Below are 16,950 nucleotides of genomic sequence, written 5' to 3' on the forward strand. Positions count from 1 at the left end.
CGTTCTGGCCTCAATTCACCGCCTGTGCCAGAGCGGATGCGGCACCGGGTCCTTAGGCCGGAACAGGAAACGCGCGAACACATCGACGTAAGAGCGATAAAGATAGCCGTCATTGCGCTCCAGATACCGCGCCTTGTTCTGCCGATAGAGACCTGGAAGCCGATACCACGGCACCCTGGGATGCATGTGATGCACCACGTGCAAGTTGTTGTTGAGAAAAAGAAATGCCAGCGGCCCGCGGTCCTCGATGATCACGGTGCGGGCGCGGGCATGCTCATGCGCCTGATGCTCCAGAAAGGTGCGGATTTTCAACAGCGCAAGGCCGATATGCACCGCGATGAGATAGGCCCAAACCGGCATATCTGTGGCCAGAACGACCCAGGCCAGAACCGATGCCACCCCCGGCAGGTGCAACGCCCAGCCAAGCCATACCGCCCGGTTCCCGGCCCATGCCGCGCGCCACTCGCTTTGCACAAAGAGGATCTGTCCCAGAATCGGGCCAATGACCATTCGGCCAAGAAGCGTGTTGTTCAACGTGAAGATCGCGCGTTTCCAGCCTGTCATCCGGTCCCAATCGTCTGGGTCCAGATAGTTCGATTCCGGATCGTCGTAAGGATCCGTGAGGCGCTGATCCTGGTGGTGGGCCAGATGCAGATCGCGAAACCGGTTATACGGAATGCACAGGTTCAGCGGCAGGGCCATCAGCACCTCGTTCAGCATCCGCGACCGGAACGGGTGGCCATGCAAGGCCTCATGGGTCAATGATGCGTGAAACGCGATCAGCACGCCTGTGACCAGCACCGAAAGAACCGGCGCCACGACAAAGACCAGAGCCGTCACCAGGGCCCAAAGCCCGTAACAGGCCAATATCATCAAAAAAGTCGGCCATTCCACGGCGCGTGCGCGTGGCGGCGCAATCGCACCGGCATGTAACGTCATTCGGTTATCCTGTTCCGCATCCCCGAGGGTACAGGACCATGGTCACCAAACCGTTACCATTCGGAATGTAGTAAACAAAATTCAGCAGATGTGTTATTTATCACCAAATGGAGATTTTCATCGACAAACGTGTGCGAGCCCAACAGTTCCGCCTGCGGCTGCGCCGGGCGATGGACGACGCACATATCTCGCAATCGGCGCTTGCGCGCAGCGTTGGGGTGGATCGCTCCACCGTCTCGCAACTGCTTAAAGACACCGGTGCGCGCCTGCCCAATGCGCATGTCGTAGGTGCCTGCGCACAGGCGCTGGGCGTGTCGGCGGACTGGCTCTTGATGCTGTCGGAACGTCCGGAAAACGCCGCCGACCTGATGTCGAACACCCTCACCCTGACCGAGGCGCCGCGCGCGCTGGTCGATGAACGGATCTTCGAGTGGCATAAGGAGGCCGCGGGCTACAAGATCCGCCATGTGCCCGCGGCCCTGCCCGACATGATGAAAACACCTGCCATGCTGGAATGGGAATACGCGCCGCATCTGGGCCGCACCACCGCACAAGCCATTGCGGCATCCCAGGAGCGGCTCGAATTCATGCGCGGCGCACAATCGGATTACGAGATCGCTCTGCCACTCTACGAGCTGCACAGCTTTGTGCAGGGCACCGGATATTATAATGGATTGCCCGATTCGATCCGGCTCGAACAAACAGACCGGCTCCTGGAGCTGACCGAACAACTCTATCCGCGCCTGCGCCTCTATCTTTTTGATGCGCAGCGGCTCTACTCGGCGCCCATCACCATATTCGGCCCGTTGCTGGCGGTGTTCTATGTCGGCAGCTACTATATGGCCTTCCGCGACCGGGAACGGATCGAAACCTTTACCGATCATTTCGACCGTCTGGTGCGAGAAGCCGATGTGACCACCCGGCAGCTGCCGGAATACCTTCAAAAGCTGCGCGACACCCTCTGACCACGGGCCGCACCGCACCGGGGCACCCCTAAGGCCGAGCCGAAACGGCACCGCGCAAGGTCCCGGTTTCTTCTTGCCAAAAATACGACCCTGCTCCGGTGGCCCGGTCCAAAACCTCATATGACCGCAGGACCCGCCCTGACCCACAGGGCGGCAAATCATCAAAAAGGAATGCGCGCGCAGCGCGCTCCGCCGGATCAGGGGCGCGGATCGGGGTTGACGGTAAAGCCATCCACCGCGATGACCTGTCCCGAGATCAGGCGTGCCGCGCCCGATCCCAGAAACACGGCCATCTCCGCGACGTCGCGCGCCTCGATGAACCGGCCCATCGCCGTGCCTGTGGCATAACCGTCATAGACCGCATCACGGCTCATGCCCTTGGCGCGCGCCTCGCGCTCCATCCGGGGACCTTCCACAGCGCCCGGACAGATCGCATTGGCGCGCACGCCGTGACCCCCCAATTCCATCGCCAGCGTCTTCATCAGACCGATCACCGCCCATTTGGCCGCGGCATAAGGTGCGCGATTGGGATAGCCATATTGCCCCGCCGTCGAAGAGGTCAGGATCATCGCACCGCTTTGCTGCGCCTTCATCAGGGGTGCTGCGTATTTCGCGCATAGAAACGCGCCATCCAGATTGACCGCAAGACAGGCATGCCAGGCCTCCAGCGCGACGTCCTCCACCGGCGCGGTCGGCCCCGCGATCCCGGCATTGGCACATAGCACATCGAGCCCGCCCCAGCGCGCCCTGATCCCGGCGAACATGCCTTCCACCGCCGCCTCGTCGCTCACATCGACAGGGCTGCACTCCCAGTCGGTCGGACACCTGGCCAGAGCCGCCGTATCCACATCTGCCACCCAGACCCGCGCGCCGGTCGCGGCAAACCCTTCGGCGATCGCGCGTCCCACGCCAGAGGCGCCCGCCGTCACAAGAACGCGCGCGCTCACCCTGGCGCCCGGATCGCCGCTCCGGCCTCATCCGGATAGGCCAGCGCCGCCTGTGCCGCGGCAATCCGCGCCATCGCCGCCTCGATCTCGGAGGAGGGCGCGCAGGGGCGGCGCGTCTCAAGGCTGACATGCAGCAGGAAATGCTCACCCGTGGCGATCACCGTGTCACCCTTCATCATCCGGTGAAACAGGTGCAGCTTTTTGCCCTGCCCCAACAGCATTTGCGTCCGCACCGCAATCCGGTCGCCCGCCAATGCTTCGTCCAAATGGCGGATATGCGTCTCGGCGGTAAAATAACTTCCGCCCGACGCGATATAGTCGGCATCGCAGCCAATGATCTCCATGAACCGGTCGGTGGAGTGCGCAAAAGCCTCCAGATACCGGCTTTCGGTCATGTGCCCGTTATAGTCGGTCCAGTCGAGAGGCACCGCCCGGTCGAGCGTCAGGATCGGCTGTGAGAGATCTTCCAACGCATCCACACCGCCCGCCAGACCCGCTGCCGGGCGCAGGCCCGCATCATGGGTGTTCAGAAGCGCCCCCGCCCCCCAATCCTGCGCTTTGAGGGCCCGTATCATGCCCACCAGATTGGTGTCGCGGATCCGCTCCAGCTCGCGGATCGAATGGGCGCCCGATTGCGCATCCGACTGACCCGCGATCAGATCGACCAGCTCATCGGTGAACTCCGGCACATCCATCAGTTTGGTCCAGGGCCATTTGAGAGCGGGACCGAACTGCGCCATGAAGTGTTTCATGCCCGCCTCCCCGCCTGCCACGCGATAGGTCTCGAACAGGCCCATCTGCGCCCATCGGATGCCGAACCCGTAGCGGATCGCGTTGTCGATCTCCTCGGTGGTGGCAATACCGTCCTTGACCAGCCACAGCGCCTCGCGCCAGACCGCCTCGAGAAAGCGGTCGGCCACATGGGCGTCGATCTCCTTGCGCAGATGCAGCGGATACATGCCAAGACAGGTGATCACCTCCCTGGCCCGTGCAATCATGCCGACGGTATTGGCCGGGGACGTCACCAGCTCGATCAGGGGCAGCAGGTAAACGGGATTGAACGGATGCGCGACCATGATCTGTTCGGGGCGCGCCGCGCCTTCCTGCAACTGCGACGGTTTGAACCCGGACGTGGAGGAGCCGATCACCGCATCCCTCTCACACACGGCCTGAAGCGCGGCAAAGACCGTGTGCTTGATCTCCAGCCGTTCGGGCACGCTCTCCTGGATCCAGATGGCCCCCTCGACCGCGCCCGCCAGATCGTCGTGAAAGCTCAGACGCCCCTCGGGCGGCAGCGCCACATCCGACAGCCCCGGCAGTGACCGGCGTGCATTGGCCAGAACCTCGCCGATCTTGCGCTCGGCCTCCGTGTCGGTGTCGAACACCCGCACATTCCAGCCGTTCAACAAGAACCGCGCGGCCCAGCCGCCACCGATCACACCGCCTCCGATGATCGCCGCTGTTGTCATGTCTTTTTTCCCGCATGTTCCGGGTCGCGCAACCGCTCTCGCGCGACCAGTTTGGTCTCAAAGAAGGAGCCCTGATATGAAGATCGCATTCCAAGGATTGCCCACCGCCCAGGTGATGGCGGCAAAAATCGCAGGCACGGACGCATACGGCCAGAAGATCGAACGACATCCCCTGCAAGAGGAGACGTATCCCTGCCGTCACTGTCTTGGCCCCATAGCGGCGGGCACGGATCTGCTGATCCTGGCCTGGAAACCGTTCGAAGCCACCCATGCCTATACCGAGACCGGGCCGATCTTTCTGTGTGGAGAGGACTGCAAGGCCGCCCCTCCCTCCGACAAGGCGCCGGATATACTGAGGGCGCCCCAATACCTTGTCCGGGGCTATTCGGCAGACGAGCGGATCGTCTACGGCACGGGACAGGTTTTGGCGACGCAAGAGATTGCGGACTACGCAACGCAGCTGCTGCACGATCGCGGCATCGCTTTCGTGGATGTGCGCAGTGCGGCGAATAACTGCTATCAATGCCGCGTGCGGCGCGCCTGAAGGCACGCAGCGGCAGCAGACGCACGGCCATCAACCCCACCCGGTCACGCCGCAACCGGGGCGCGTTTGGTCAGCCCCAGCTTGGCGCGCACCTCTTCCGGGCCGATCACGCGAGCGCCCATGTTCTCGATGATTGTCTGGGCGCGTTCGACCAATTGCCAGTTCTGGGCCAGCGCGCCCTTGCCCAGCCAGAGGTTATCCTCCAGTCCGACGCGCACATGCCCGCCCGCCAGCACAGCGGCGGCGACATAGGCCATCTGATCGCGCCCCAGCGAAAAGGCCGAAAAATTCCAGTCGTCGGGCACGTTATTGACCATCGCCATGAAGGTGTTGAGGTCATTGGGCGCGCCCCAGGGCACCCCCATGCACAGCTGCACCAGCGCCGGACCGGTCAACACACGGTCCTTGACCAGTTGCTTGGCGTACCACAGATGGCCGGTATCGAACGCTTCGATCTCGGGCATCACGCCCAGATCGGTCATCAGCCGCCCCATCGTGGTCAGCATGCCGGGCGTGTTGGTCATCACGTAATCGGCCTCGGCGAAATTCATCGTGCCGCAATCGAGCGTACAGATCTCGGGCAGGCATTCGGCCACATGGGCCACCCGTTCACTGGCGCCCACCATATCGGTGGCGTTCGACAGGGGCAGCGGCGCCTCCGGCCCGCCAAAGACCATGTCGCCGCCCATGCCAGCAGTAAGGTTGAGTACCACGTCCACCTCCGCCTCGCGGATCCGGTCGGTCACCTCGCGGTAATAGGCCAGATCGCGGGACGGCACGCCGGTCTCGGGATCGCGCACATGACAATGGACCACCGCAGCCCCGGCCTTGGCCGCGGCGATCGCGCTCTCGGCAATCTGCCGGGGCGAGCGCGGCACATGCGGGCTGCGGTCCTGGGTGCCGCCCGATCCGGTCACGGCACAGGTGATGAAAACCTCGCGGTTCATGGCAAGCGGCATCTTGGACCTCCCTATCTTGGACCTCCCTTATGTCTGATCCCGGTCCAGAATGACCGGTCTTGTCACATTTCTATTTCCGAAATACGCTGTTGACTTGATGAAGTCCGCACAATCCATCCTGACATCCGCCTCTGCTACGCTGAACGTCGCAGTGCTGACATTTCAGGCGACCAACACACTTTCGTTTGCGGCCGCCATCGACCCGATGCGCGCCGCCAACCGTCAGGCCGGGCGCCAGCTCTTTGACTGGACCTATGTCACGCCAGGATCCGATCCGGTCGTTCTGACCAGCGGTATCACGCTGACCGGCACGCCGTTGGCGCAGTTGATCGCGACCGACCTGCTGATCGTCGTCGCCGGTTTCCGGATCGAGGAGCAGGCCACCCCGGCCATTGGCGCCAGCCTGCGGCGGCTGGCGGCCTCGGGCGCGACGCTGGCGGGCATCGACGGGGGGCCATGGATCCTGGCCGCCTCAGGCGTGCTGGATGGCGAAACCGCGACAACCCATTGGGAAGACCTTGGGGCGTTCGCCATCCGCTTCCCCGATGTGACAACCGTGGCCAACCGTTTTTGCATTTCGCACGCGCGGATGACATGCGGCGGGGCGATCCCTGCAATCGACATGATGCTGCATCTGATCGCGGCGCGGCATGGTCGCAAGCTGGCCCGCCAGGTGGCAGGCGCCTTTATCCACGACGTCGCCACCGATCCCGCGCGCCCCCAGACCCGCGCAGGCCCCGACCCGCGCCACAACCGGCTGACGGCAGAAGCCAGCGCGCTGATGGAGCATACCCTCGATGCGCCCTTGCCGATCCCCGAGATTGCGAGACGGTTAAGGATCAGCCCACGCACGCTGGAGACGCAGTTTCGCGCACGCCTCGGACGCTCTCCCAAAGCGCATTACCTGACTCTGCGCCTGGCCGAGGCGCTGCGGCTGGTGACCCAGACCGATCATGCGCTGATCGACATCGCCCTGGCCACGGGGTTCGGATCGGCCGCGAGCTTTTCGCGCGCGTTTCGTGCCGCACATGGTACCTCGGCCCGGCGCCTGCGCAGCGGGTAAGGCGGCATCAATAGGGCATGGGATGCGCACGATGGGCCTGATCGATCTCTGCCAGAACCTCATCGCTCAGCGTAACCTCGACCGACCCAAGGGCCCGCTCCAGATGCGCCATACGGGTCGCCCCGAAAATGGCCGAACACATGAAGGGCCGCGTTCGGCACCAGGCCAGCGCCATATGCACCGGGTCGAGCCCGTGCTGCTGGGCGATCTCCAGATAAGCCCCCACAGCACCAAACACGCGCAGCGTCTTGCGCCCGCCCATTTCTGGCACCAGTGACATGCGCGAGCCCTCGGGCACGGCGCCATCTTGATACTTGCCGGTCAAGAGCCCCGCGGCCAAAGGTGAGAACGCAATCAGTCCGACATCCTCGTTCACGCTGAGCTCGGCCAAATCGGTGTCGTAAAGCCTGCACAGCAGCGAGTATTCGTTTTGCATCGTGGCCACGCGCGGCCATCCCCGACCCTCCGACAGGCGCAGCCATTGCGCGGTGCCCCAGGCGCTTTCGTTCGACAAACCGAAATAGCGGATCGTGCCACGATCCACCTCGCGCTGGAGCGCCTCAAGACACTCTTCCATATTGGCCAAGGTCGACGCGCGGTCCTGTGACGACGGATCATAAGTCCAGTTCTGCCGGAACATATAGCTGCCGCGATTGGGCCAGTGGAACTGGTAGAGATCAATCACATCGGTCTGCAACCGCTTGAGCGAGGACTCGATGGCCAACGGGATCGTCGCAGACGAGATCGGCGCACCGTCCCGCGCGGCCTGCATGCCTGCGCCGGAATGCTTGGTGGCCAGGATGTAGTCGCCCCGCCGCCCTGATGTCGCATTCCAAGTGCCGATGATCTCCTCGGTGCGGCCCAGGGTTTCGGGGCTGACAGGGTTAACGGGATACATCTCGGCCGTGTCGATGAAATTGATACCCGCCGCCAGCGCGCGGTCGATCTGGGCGTGGCCTTCGGCTTCGGTGGTCTGGGTGCCCCAGGTCATCGAGCCCAGGCACAGCTCGGAGACGGTCAGGCCAGTGCGGCCCAGCGGGTTCATCTTCATGTCTTATGTCCTTGATTGCGTGCCCTAAACCTAAGGGTTGGCGCGCAAAGGGCAACGGCGGGCGCGCAGATTTCACCGCGCCCATGCGGTGCGAGCCTCATGCCGGTTCAAGCACCAGCACCGAGCCCACCGCATCGCGCCCCGCAACGGCAACCCCGGGGCCGTGGGGCCGGGTCTCGATCCCGGCATCGGCCAGATACGCGCGCGTGTCGTCCATGTCCGCCACCTGATAGTGATGCGCCACCGGAAACCCTCCGGTATGAACCGGGACGGCGACCATCAGAAGATCACCGTATTCCGACATGGCCGCCTCGGGCGACATCACTGCACAGATATCGCCGCGCCCGCCACGCATGCAGAACCCGGTCTCATCCGCCGTGTCGGCCGCGTGACCAAAGGACCGCTCGAAATAGCTGCGATCCGCAACGGGGTCCGTTGACATAAGGCTCAGCCGGGTGAGGCGCTGCGCGCCATTGGCATGATCAGCATATTCCGGAATAAAGATCGTTTCGGGCTTGGGATGTTCAGAGAAAAACAGCGACACGTATTGCCGAACCGGGTGCCAGTTATAAAGCGAGGCCGACGCAGTCTGATCAAAGCTGCCATCGGGCATGATGACATCGCGGGAAAACTGCAAGATGTCGCCGGGCCGGAACCCCTCCGACAAAAGCCGCAGCGTCTCGGCACGCAGATCGTCGGAGGTCAGGCTGATATGGCAGAGCCCCTCACCGTCTTCCAGCCGCGGCATATAGAGTGCGGCAATGTCCGAGCGCGCGCCGAGGGTATAGACAAGCTCATGATACGTCTCGGGAAAATGGATGATCGCATTGGCCGAGCCGACCCCAATATGATGCGCGATCGGGCGCACGTTAAAGCCAAGGCGGCGCATCGTTTCCGAGGCCGCAACAAGATCGCGCACCAGAGTGACGGTATGATCAACGGATTTGCGCATCATGCGGTCCTTGTTGTTTTTGTCCTCCCTGCGCGGTCAATCGACCAACACCGACGGCAGCCACACCGCCAAAGCCGGGAACCAGAACACCAGCAGAAGGGTCAGCACCTGCGCTCCGATGAATGGAAGAACGCCCAGATACATGTGCTTGTAGGTGATGTCAGCCGGCGCGATGGATCTGAGATAAAAAATCGACGGCGCCATGGGCGGCGTCAGGTACGAGGTCTGGATCACGATGATCATCAGCACCGCAAACCAGATCATGTCGATGTCGAAAGCATCGAAGATCGGGATGAAGATCGGCAGGCATATCAGCACCACCGACACCCAATCCAGAACGAACCCCGCGATAAAGACCACCAGCAGCATCAACAGGATCACGCCGGTTTCGCCAAAACCGGTGGCGGTGAAGAGATCGCGCACCATCTCGTTGCCGCCATGGATACGGAAGGTGCCCGAAAAGATCGTACCGCCCACCACGATCATCAGGATCATGCTGTTCACGATCAGGGTCTGGCGCAGCGCGTCGAAAAAGCTGGACCAGGTGAACCGGCCATAGGCGATGGTCAACAAGACCGTTGCCACCGCCCCGACCGAAGCGGCCTCGGTCGGGGAGGCGATGCCAAAGGTGATCGAGCCCAGCACCGCCACGATCAACAGCACCATCGGCACCAACGCCACCAGCGTGATCCACAGCTTTTCGCCCAAAGGCACATCGGATTGGCTGGTGTCGCGCGGCGCCTTGGCCGGATAGAGAATGCAGATGATCAGAACATAGGCGACAAAGAGGCTGACCATGATCAGCCCCGGCATCATCACTGCGGAAAACAGTTGTCCCACGGACATCTGTGCCACGGTGGCATAGATCACCACCACAATCGACGGCGGGATCATCGTGCCCAGCGACCCGCCCGCACAGATCACTCCGGCAATCAGCGCCTTGTCGTAATTTCGTGCCATCATCGCGGGGATCGCCATCACACCGATCAGCACCTCGACCGCGCCCACGATGCCGGTCGCCGCCGCCAGAATACCCGCCATTCCCATCGCCGCCAGTGCCAGCCCGCCGGGCAGCCGGTGCAGCCACATCTGAAGCGCCGTGAACAGTTTTTCGGCCACGCCGGAGCGTTCCAGCATGTATCCCATGAAGATAAAAGGCGGCACCGCGGAAAGGACAAAGCTCGATGCGGTCTGGTTGAGCCCGCCATAGAGCTGGTTGCCCACCGCGTCGCCAAAAAGCGGCCAGGCAAAAATCGCCGCCGTCACAAGCAACGAAAATGAGATCGGCAGGCCAAGAAAGATAAAGACGAACAGACAGGGCAGCATGAGCGCCGCCAGAACCTCACCGGACATCAGATCGTTCCTCGGGCAGGTTGCGCGCGCTCCAGCACGTCCTGACCCGGCGCAGGTACCGCATGCGGATCAAAGATCCCGATCAGATGACGGATCAGGTGCAACACGACCTGCAAGGCCAAACCCAAAAGCCCGATCGCGATGCCCGCAAGAAACGGCCAGATCAGCGGCTCCCAGGTGCTCATGTTCTCGACTGTGCCGCGCTCGAACGCGCGCCAGGCCTTACGCACGGAGCTGTGGGTGGTGAGGTAAAGCAACGGCAGCAAGAGTGCGCTGTAAAACGCCGCGTTGATCAGATGCTGCACCCTCAGCGGCAGGCGCGAGGACAGAAAATCGATCCGCACATGTTTTTCCCGCAAGAGCGTATAGCTCGCCCCCATCAGAAAAAGCGTGCCGTTGACCATATAGACGATATCGACCGACCAGATCGTGGGGGAGTTGAAGATCCGCCGCGCCACGACCTCGAAAAACATCACGCCGATCAGGACGACGATCATCACCTGAGCCACCACCGCAAGCCACCGGGAGACCCGGTCAAGCGGTGGCAAGAGCGTGTGGAGGAGGAAATCTTTCATCGCAGAGGTCGGCCTTTGATCCATCGGGTGAGGGTCGCGCACTGGAAACGGTCCGGGTGCGCGACCCGGTTTGGCTTATCGCGACGCGTGGTCCGTCACCATGTAGTAAGACCCTTCCTGCCAGCGGTCCTGAAAGCTGGTGATCGAGGCCAGCACCTTTTCCGGCCATGCGTTGCCATCCGCCGCGGCCTCACCCGCCACCCGGGTTGCCCAGGCCCGTGCGGCCACACGGGCCTCGGCCTGAAATTCAGGCGAGAGTTCCAGCAGGGTGTTCTTGCCATCTGCGGCGCGCTGATTGATCTCCAGCACGGCGCCGATGTCTTCGTTGATGGTGCGGAACATGCTGTCATAGGTCACCAGACGGGCGGCCACTTCCATGGCGCGCTTGTGCGCATCGGGCAATTCGGCCCATTTGTCTTGGTCGATCATCAGCTCGAACGTCCAGGCAGGCGCGTGGATGCCGGGATAGATGATGTATTCCGCCGTCTCGTGATAACCTTGGCGCAGGTTTTCGGCCGGCAGAGAATACTCCGCCAGATCGAGGCCCTTTTTCTCCAGCATCGAATAAACCTCGGAGCCGGGCACGGTGGTCGGCGACGCACCGAACGCCTCGCCCACGATGGCGGCCCAGTTGCCCAGCGTGCGGTATTTCAGATTGGCCAGATCCTCGGCATTTTGCACCGGCACGTGGCTGTGGGCGAACCATTCGGATGGCCCGCTGCCCAGAACCATGGCATGCACATTCATCGTCTCGGCCCGGTGCTGGGTCAACAGCTCCTGACCGCCGCCGTAATAGGTCCAGGCCAGGAGGGAATCGGTACCAAGCCCGGTTGGAAAGCCGCCGATCATTGCATTGACCGGATCGGCAGTGCCCAGAAAGACGGTCGGCCAGTTGACCATGTCCACCAGCCCGTCATCCAGCGCCTCATGCAGTTTGAACACGCTGCCCACGGTGCCTGCGGGCAGTGGCTGGATCTCGACCGCGCCGCCGGTCAGCTCGGCCACCAATTCGGCAAATGGTTTGGCGATGTAGTTGAAGTAATTGCCGGTTTCCACGTCGATGGTGGCCAGACGAAAGGAATAATCGGCGCTGATTGCTTGGGTCGGCGCCGTGAATGACAGCGCCGCCAGGGTTGCGATGGCAACCGGCTTGGCGGTCCGTGCCGTCAGGCAGTTGAGAAGGGACATAGTGTATCTCCTGGTTGGGTTGAGGGATGCCCGGCCGGTTATCGTGCGCAGCCGGGTCGTTGATTTGGGTTTCGCGGCCGTCAGGGGGTGACAATCACCTTTCCGAAGGCACGGCGCCCTTCGAGCGCGGCAATCGCCGCGGGTGTCTCATCGAGCCCGTAGACCATATCGACCACCGGTTTCAGTTCACCGCATTTGACCAGGTCGAGAAGGGCGACGATGTCCTCCTTCTCCCACCCGTTGGAGCCGATGATGGATTGCTCGAACGTCCAGATGAACCGAATGTCGGTCTTGGGATCAAACCCGGCGGTGGCACCACAGGTCAGCATGCGGCCATGGCGCGACAGGGATCGCAATGCCGGGACCCAGGTGTCGCCGCCGGTGAAATTCACGATCACATCGACGCCGCCGCCGCCCGCGATGCGCGGCTTGCCATGCAGATCCCAGATCTGGTCGCGAAAGGGCGCCTCGGTATAGTTGATCACCTCGTCCGCACCGATCGCGGTCAGCCGGTCCATCTTGTCCTGGGTCGAGGCGGCCGCGATCACATGCGCGCCCGCCAGCTTGGCCAGTTGCACACAACAGGTGCCCACGCCGCCCGACGCCCCCAGGATCAGCACCTTTTCACCCGCGCTGACCCGCCCGCGCGACACCATCATCCGGTAGGCCGTGCCATAGGCGCAAGGCAGGGCCGCGCCCTGCTCGAAGCTGACCGCGTCTGGCAGCGCGACAAGCTGATGATCGGCAACCACCGCGCGCTCTGCCAGCCCGCCGTTTTCCATCTCGCCAAAGAGCTTGCCCGTCTTGCGGTTGATCGGATCGACCAGAATGCGGTCGCCCACGGACCAGCCCTCGACATCTTCCCCCAGGGCTGTGATCACCCCGGCCGCGTCAATCCCCATGATCACCGGCAGCGGCACCTTGATCCCGGGCATGCCCCGCATGGTGAAAATGTCGTGGTAGTTGAGCGCGCAGGCCTTGACCTCGAACTGGACCTGCCCCGGACCCGGCTGAGGATCCGGAAATTCGGGGTCGAGAGCGACATCATCGACGGTGCCGTGCTGGTGCAAGACCTGGGCCTTCATCATCTGGTCCTTTCGGTAGGTTTGGCGTCGCGCGACAGGGACGCGGCCCGCGCGATCAATGCCTTGCGATCCGGTTTGTTGGTGCCTGACAGTGGCAGCGCGTCAAGAAAGACGACAAATCGCGGGTGCTGATAGGCCGGAGCGTTCTCAAGCGCGAAGGTCTTTATCTCGGCCTCGGTCACCTCGGCACCCGGGCGGCGCACGACAAAGGCCGCAGGCAATTGCCCCTTGATACTGTCGGCGACCGGAACCACCGCGATCTGCGCAATGGCGGGGTGCCGCAAAAGCATCGCCTCCACATCGCCGGGATGAATGTTCTCGCCGCCGCAGACAAACATATCGTCAGCCCGATCGACGAAGGAATAGAACTCATCCGCATCGCGGCGCATCACGTCGCCGGTATTGTACCAGCCATCGCGAAGACTTTGCGCGGTTTTCTCGGGCAGGTTCAGATAGCCGGGCATCACGACGGGGCTCTTGACCCAGAGCGTGCCCTCATCCGGGGTCGGGCCATCGCGCAATTCGATCTCGGCAAAGCGCGACGCCACACCGATTGCGGGCCAGGGCGTGGGGCGGCCATCGGGATGGGGCATGAAGGCGGTCGGCCCGGATTCGGTGGTGCCATAACTGTTGGCGATGCGCACGCCGGGAAAGGTTGCGGCCAACTGCTCCATCAGCGCCTTGGGAAAGGGCGAAGAGCCGACGATGATCGTATCAACGGATGTAAGATCGAGCGTTTCTATCAGATCGGTTTCACGCAAGATCAGGGCGGCCATCGTGGGAATGCCGGTCAGCAGGGTCACCCGGTTGCGCGCAATTGCCTTGAGATAACCGCGCGCGTCGAATGTCCGCATCAGAACGAATTGCGCCCCGCCGGCCACCACCATTTTGCTGAAAAACAGCCCGTTCATGTGATAGAGCGGGGCCGCGACCAGCGCCACGTCGTCGCATTTTTGGTCAAAACCGAACAATGCCGCTTCCAGGCTGTATCGGTATCCGCCATGGGTCAGCGGCACCCCCTTTGGCATACCGGTCGAGCCGGACGTGTAGAGGATATTGGCAAAATCCGTCGGCGCCACATCCGCTACAGTTAGCGCGCCCGGGGCCATCAGCGCCTCCCAATCCGGGCCGTCCATCCGGATTTGCGGCACACTGTTATGCACAAGCGCGGTATGGGCGGTGTCGGCAAAGGCCAGCGCCACCTCCGCATCCCTGTGGATATGGGCGATCCGGTCGACAGGCAGCTTGAAATTCACCGGCACCGCGCACAAGCCCGCGCGCATGATCGCGAAATAGGTGATCAGATAGCGTGCCGAATTGTCCGCGACGATGGAGATCCGCGTGCCCGGCGCATAGCCTGCCTCTTGCAGGCCCAGACCCAGAGCATCCGACTGCCGCCGCAGATCGCCATAGGTCACGATATGCTGGCTGTCATCGGGCAACACCTCGATCAGCCAGGTGTCGCTGTCGGCGCGCGCTTGGGGAAAGATATCCCCCAGATTTGACGTCACCGCCGCCACGCGCCTAGCCCACGACCGCGCTGTAGGTGCCGCGCCCGATGGCGCAGAGACGGCCCTGATCGTCGGTCACGTCGATATCCACCACCGCCACGCTGCGCCCGATCCGGCGGGCGACCGCTTTGGCCGTCAATTCCGTCCCGCTGGAAGGGCGCAGGTAATCGACCCGGAAATTCATCGTCGGCACGCCACCGCCCACCGCCATGGCCACGGCGAAATCGCCCACCGTGTCGATCAGCGAGGCCACAGGTCCGCCGTGAAACTGACCTGTCATGGGGCCGCCGCGTTCCAGTTCGGGCCGAATCGGCATGGTCATTGTCACCGACCCTTCCCCCGCATCCGCGTCCGTGACCTTCAGGCCCAGAAACGCGATGAAGGGAGAGGCGTCCATATGCCCCTGCACCTGCTGAATGGTCATCTCATAGGCCATTGCGCGCGCGCCTCCTCAAGTGAATACGACCGTGCCGTTGGGTGTCGCGAATTGGGCCACGAACCCGGTCGAGGCCCCGGCATGAACCGGCACCGGACACCCGATGGCGGCATAGATTTCAGCCAGGGCCGTGGCCTCCGGGTCGAGCGCGTAGAACGCCTCCAGCGTGCAGCCCCCGGGGGTGGTGGCCGCTGGATGTGGGGAGCCTTGCCAGTCGATGAAGAACGGCAGCCGACCCGGCCACCGCGCGTCCGAGATGCGCAGGATTGACCAGTCCAGACACACACCTTCAGGTGTGGTGCGCGACATCGCAATCGGATCCTCGACCGATACTCCGACGCTTTGTGCGGCCGCAGCGGTCGCCGACAGATCATCTGATTTCAGGGCAAAGGTGAAGAGCTTTGGCGCCGGCAGCGCCGCAATCGCCTCCCCCATCGTGCCCGACAGATCCTGCGCAGGATCCGGCGCAATCAGTTCGATATAGGTGCTGTCAGATAGTCCGCTCAGGGCGTTGCGTGTCCCAAAACCGGGATGACTGCCTCCGGTCACCGATGCGACTCCGGTCAACCGGTCGAAAAGCTGTGCACCAGCGTCCAGATCGGGCACCGCCCACAGCAGATGATCAAGCTCGATGTTCATGCGTCCCCCAGGTATGCCAGGACCCGAGCCTTGACGGGCGTCGGGCACGTGGCCATAAAATAACAAGCGCTTGTTAACGTGAGCGACCTTACGTCAAGATGTCAACTGCATTCTGTGATATTAGATGGTATGGGGGTTAGACTGCTGGTTTATGAGGCGTGCAGAGACAGTGATCAAAGGATGACATACCCTCAGCCCTTGGCGGGATGCACTCCGTGAGCGTTGTCGGAGCGCAATCCCAAAACACCCGGAGCGGTCGCCAGGCTGCGCGGACACCCGCCTCGCGTGAAAAGGTCCGGCCCCTGACCGCCAGCGATATGGATTCGAACGGGGCGGTTTCAATCGGGACGCTGATGTCGGCGGCCAGCGAACTCGCGTTCCGGGAAATCGGGCGCGGCGCCACAATCCGCGACTGCAAGACACTGTTTCTCAAGCCGCGCCCGACAGATGCGCTGCGGCTCACCGCCCAGCTCTTGCATCAATCGGAGGGCGAAGCGGTCTGGCAAAGCCGGATCGCCGCCTCGGACGGTCAGGTACTGGCGCTGATCGTGCAGGCGTTCGACATCTCCCCTGCCGATCCGTCGCCCCCCGCTCCGGCCAGGGGAAAAACCGGATCGCAGCCTCAGAGCCCGGTACGGCAACGTCGGCTGGACGCATTGGTCGCAGCCGCGACCCGCGTGATCGCGGAAAAAGGATTCGCCAACGCAACGACCCGCGAAATAGCCAGTGCGGCGGGTATCCATGTGCCGACGCTCTATCAATATGTCGCCAGCAAGGAGGATCTGCTGGAGCTGGTCTATATCCGCGAGATGGACCTGGCCATCGACGCGCTGGCGGCGGGTGTGCAACCGGATTTGCCGGCGCGGGACCGGCTCATCCGGCTGATCTCCAACCATATCGATGTGTGCCAGGCGCGAAGGCAGGAAATCGGGCTTTTGAACCGCGAGTTCAAACATCTTGGATTTGCTTCCCGCCGCCAGGTCGTACAGCAGTATCGCAAATTATTGGCCCCGTTCGAGGCGGTGCTGGACGCTGGCATCGCCAGCGGCGAATTTCGCAACATCGACACCTTTATCGTGGCCAATTTCATGGATGTCTCCGGCGATATCTGGAGCTTGCGCCAGTTCTTTTTCGACGCGGTGGGTTTCGAGCATTTCAAGGCGAGCGTGACGGATTTCCTGTTGGCAGCGCTGGAAACGGACACCAAGCGCCCGCGTTAGGTTCCGACCCATCATTGCATTCGGTCAGTTTTGGGTTGGAAACCTGCCCGGCAA

Annotated in this window: 17 protein-coding genes; 4 read left to right on the forward strand and 13 right to left on the reverse strand. The window is 62.7% G+C overall.

The features are described from left to right. Window positions 1-15: 15 nt before the first annotated feature. A complete protein-coding gene (locus HEP69_RS20755; protein ID WP_290560422.1) occupies window positions 16-939 on the reverse strand; it encodes a fatty acid desaturase in 924 nt (307 codons plus the stop codon). 107 nt (window positions 940-1,046) lie between these two features. Here HEP69_RS20755 and HEP69_RS20760 point away from each other — a divergent pair, with 107 nt between their 5' ends. Continuing rightward, a complete protein-coding gene (locus HEP69_RS20760) occupies window positions 1,047-1,904 on the forward strand; it encodes a helix-turn-helix transcriptional regulator (protein WP_290560423.1) in 858 nt (285 codons plus the stop codon). 197 nt (window positions 1,905-2,101) lie between these two features. Here the strand turns inward: HEP69_RS20760 and HEP69_RS20765 are convergent, their stop codons facing one another. Next, complete coding sequence (locus HEP69_RS20765) at window positions 2,102-2,851, reverse strand: SDR family oxidoreductase (protein ID WP_290560424.1); 750 nt, start codon at window positions 2,849-2,851, stop codon at window positions 2,102-2,104. Beyond that, the gene (locus HEP69_RS20770) at window positions 2,848-4,320 is read right to left on the reverse strand and encodes a carnitine 3-dehydrogenase (RefSeq protein ID WP_290560425.1); all 1,473 of its coding nucleotides are present in this window, start codon (window positions 4,318-4,320) and stop codon (window positions 2,848-2,850) included. Before HEP69_RS20770 ends, HEP69_RS20765 begins: the two co-directional genes overlap by 4 nt. Window positions 4,321-4,396: 76 nt before the next feature. Between HEP69_RS20770 and HEP69_RS20775 the strand changes: the two genes are divergently transcribed. Continuing rightward, window positions 4,397-4,864, forward strand: coding sequence for a DUF1203 domain-containing protein (locus tag HEP69_RS20775; RefSeq protein ID WP_290560426.1), 468 nt, complete (start codon window positions 4,397-4,399; stop codon window positions 4,862-4,864). Window positions 4,865-4,908: 44 nt separating this feature from the next. Here the strand turns inward: HEP69_RS20775 and HEP69_RS20780 are convergent, their stop codons facing one another. Continuing rightward, the gene (locus HEP69_RS20780) at window positions 4,909-5,823 is read right to left on the reverse strand and encodes a 3-keto-5-aminohexanoate cleavage protein (RefSeq protein WP_290560427.1); all 915 of its coding nucleotides are present in this window, start codon (window positions 5,821-5,823) and stop codon (window positions 4,909-4,911) included. Between the two features lie 97 nt (window positions 5,824-5,920). Between HEP69_RS20780 and HEP69_RS20785 the strand changes: the two genes are divergently transcribed. Beyond that, the gene (locus tag HEP69_RS20785; protein ID WP_290560428.1) at window positions 5,921-6,886 is read left to right on the forward strand and encodes a GlxA family transcriptional regulator; all 966 of its coding nucleotides are present in this window, start codon (window positions 5,921-5,923) and stop codon (window positions 6,884-6,886) included. A 7-nt stretch (window positions 6,887-6,893) separates the two neighbouring features. Here the strand turns inward: HEP69_RS20785 and HEP69_RS20790 are convergent, their stop codons facing one another. From HEP69_RS20790 to HEP69_RS20830, 9 genes are all read right to left on the reverse strand, one after another. Further along, the gene (locus HEP69_RS20790) at window positions 6,894-7,937 is read right to left on the reverse strand and encodes an aldo/keto reductase (RefSeq protein WP_290560429.1); all 1,044 of its coding nucleotides are present in this window, start codon (window positions 7,935-7,937) and stop codon (window positions 6,894-6,896) included. Between the two features lie 97 nt (window positions 7,938-8,034). Further along, on the reverse strand, window positions 8,035-8,889 hold the full coding sequence (locus HEP69_RS20795) for a VOC family protein (RefSeq protein ID WP_290560430.1): 855 nt from the start codon (window positions 8,887-8,889) through the stop codon (window positions 8,035-8,037). Between the two features lie 36 nt (window positions 8,890-8,925). Further along, window positions 8,926-10,242 (reverse strand): TRAP transporter large permease subunit, encoded by a 1,317-nt coding sequence (locus HEP69_RS20800; RefSeq protein WP_290560431.1) that lies wholly within the window; start codon window positions 10,240-10,242, stop codon window positions 8,926-8,928. Continuing rightward, window positions 10,242-10,817, reverse strand: coding sequence for a TRAP transporter small permease subunit (locus HEP69_RS20805; protein ID WP_290560432.1), 576 nt, complete (start codon window positions 10,815-10,817; stop codon window positions 10,242-10,244). The genes HEP69_RS20800 and HEP69_RS20805 overlap by 1 nt, the downstream gene beginning before the upstream one ends. A gap of 75 nt (window positions 10,818-10,892) precedes the next feature. Beyond that, on the reverse strand, window positions 10,893-12,005 hold the full coding sequence (locus HEP69_RS20810; RefSeq protein WP_290560433.1) for a hypothetical protein: 1,113 nt from the start codon (window positions 12,003-12,005) through the stop codon (window positions 10,893-10,895). 80 nt (window positions 12,006-12,085) lie between these two features. After that, window positions 12,086-13,090, reverse strand: a complete 1,005-nt coding sequence (locus tag HEP69_RS20815; RefSeq protein WP_290560434.1) for a zinc-binding dehydrogenase — start codon at window positions 13,088-13,090, stop codon at window positions 12,086-12,088. Continuing rightward, complete coding sequence (locus tag HEP69_RS20820) at window positions 13,090-14,601, reverse strand: class I adenylate-forming enzyme family protein (RefSeq protein ID WP_290560435.1); 1,512 nt, start codon at window positions 14,599-14,601, stop codon at window positions 13,090-13,092. The genes HEP69_RS20815 and HEP69_RS20820 overlap by 1 nt, the downstream gene beginning before the upstream one ends. Window positions 14,602-14,614: 13 nt before the next feature. Beyond that, window positions 14,615-15,037, reverse strand: a complete 423-nt coding sequence (locus tag HEP69_RS20825; protein ID WP_290560436.1) for a PaaI family thioesterase — start codon at window positions 15,035-15,037, stop codon at window positions 14,615-14,617. Window positions 15,038-15,052: 15 nt separating this feature from the next. Next, a complete protein-coding gene (locus HEP69_RS20830; RefSeq protein WP_290560437.1) occupies window positions 15,053-15,676 on the reverse strand; it encodes a VOC family protein in 624 nt (207 codons plus the stop codon). A gap of 215 nt (window positions 15,677-15,891) precedes the next feature. Between HEP69_RS20830 and HEP69_RS20835 the strand changes: the two genes are divergently transcribed. Further along, entirely contained in the window at window positions 15,892-16,896 is a 1,005-nt protein-coding gene (locus tag HEP69_RS20835; RefSeq protein ID WP_290560438.1) for a TetR family transcriptional regulator, read from the forward strand. Window positions 16,897-16,950: the final 54 nt, after the last annotated feature.

This window comes from Aestuariivita sp. (assembly GCF_021404545.1).
GTDB lineage: Bacteria > Pseudomonadota > Alphaproteobacteria > Rhodobacterales > Rhodobacteraceae > Aestuariivita.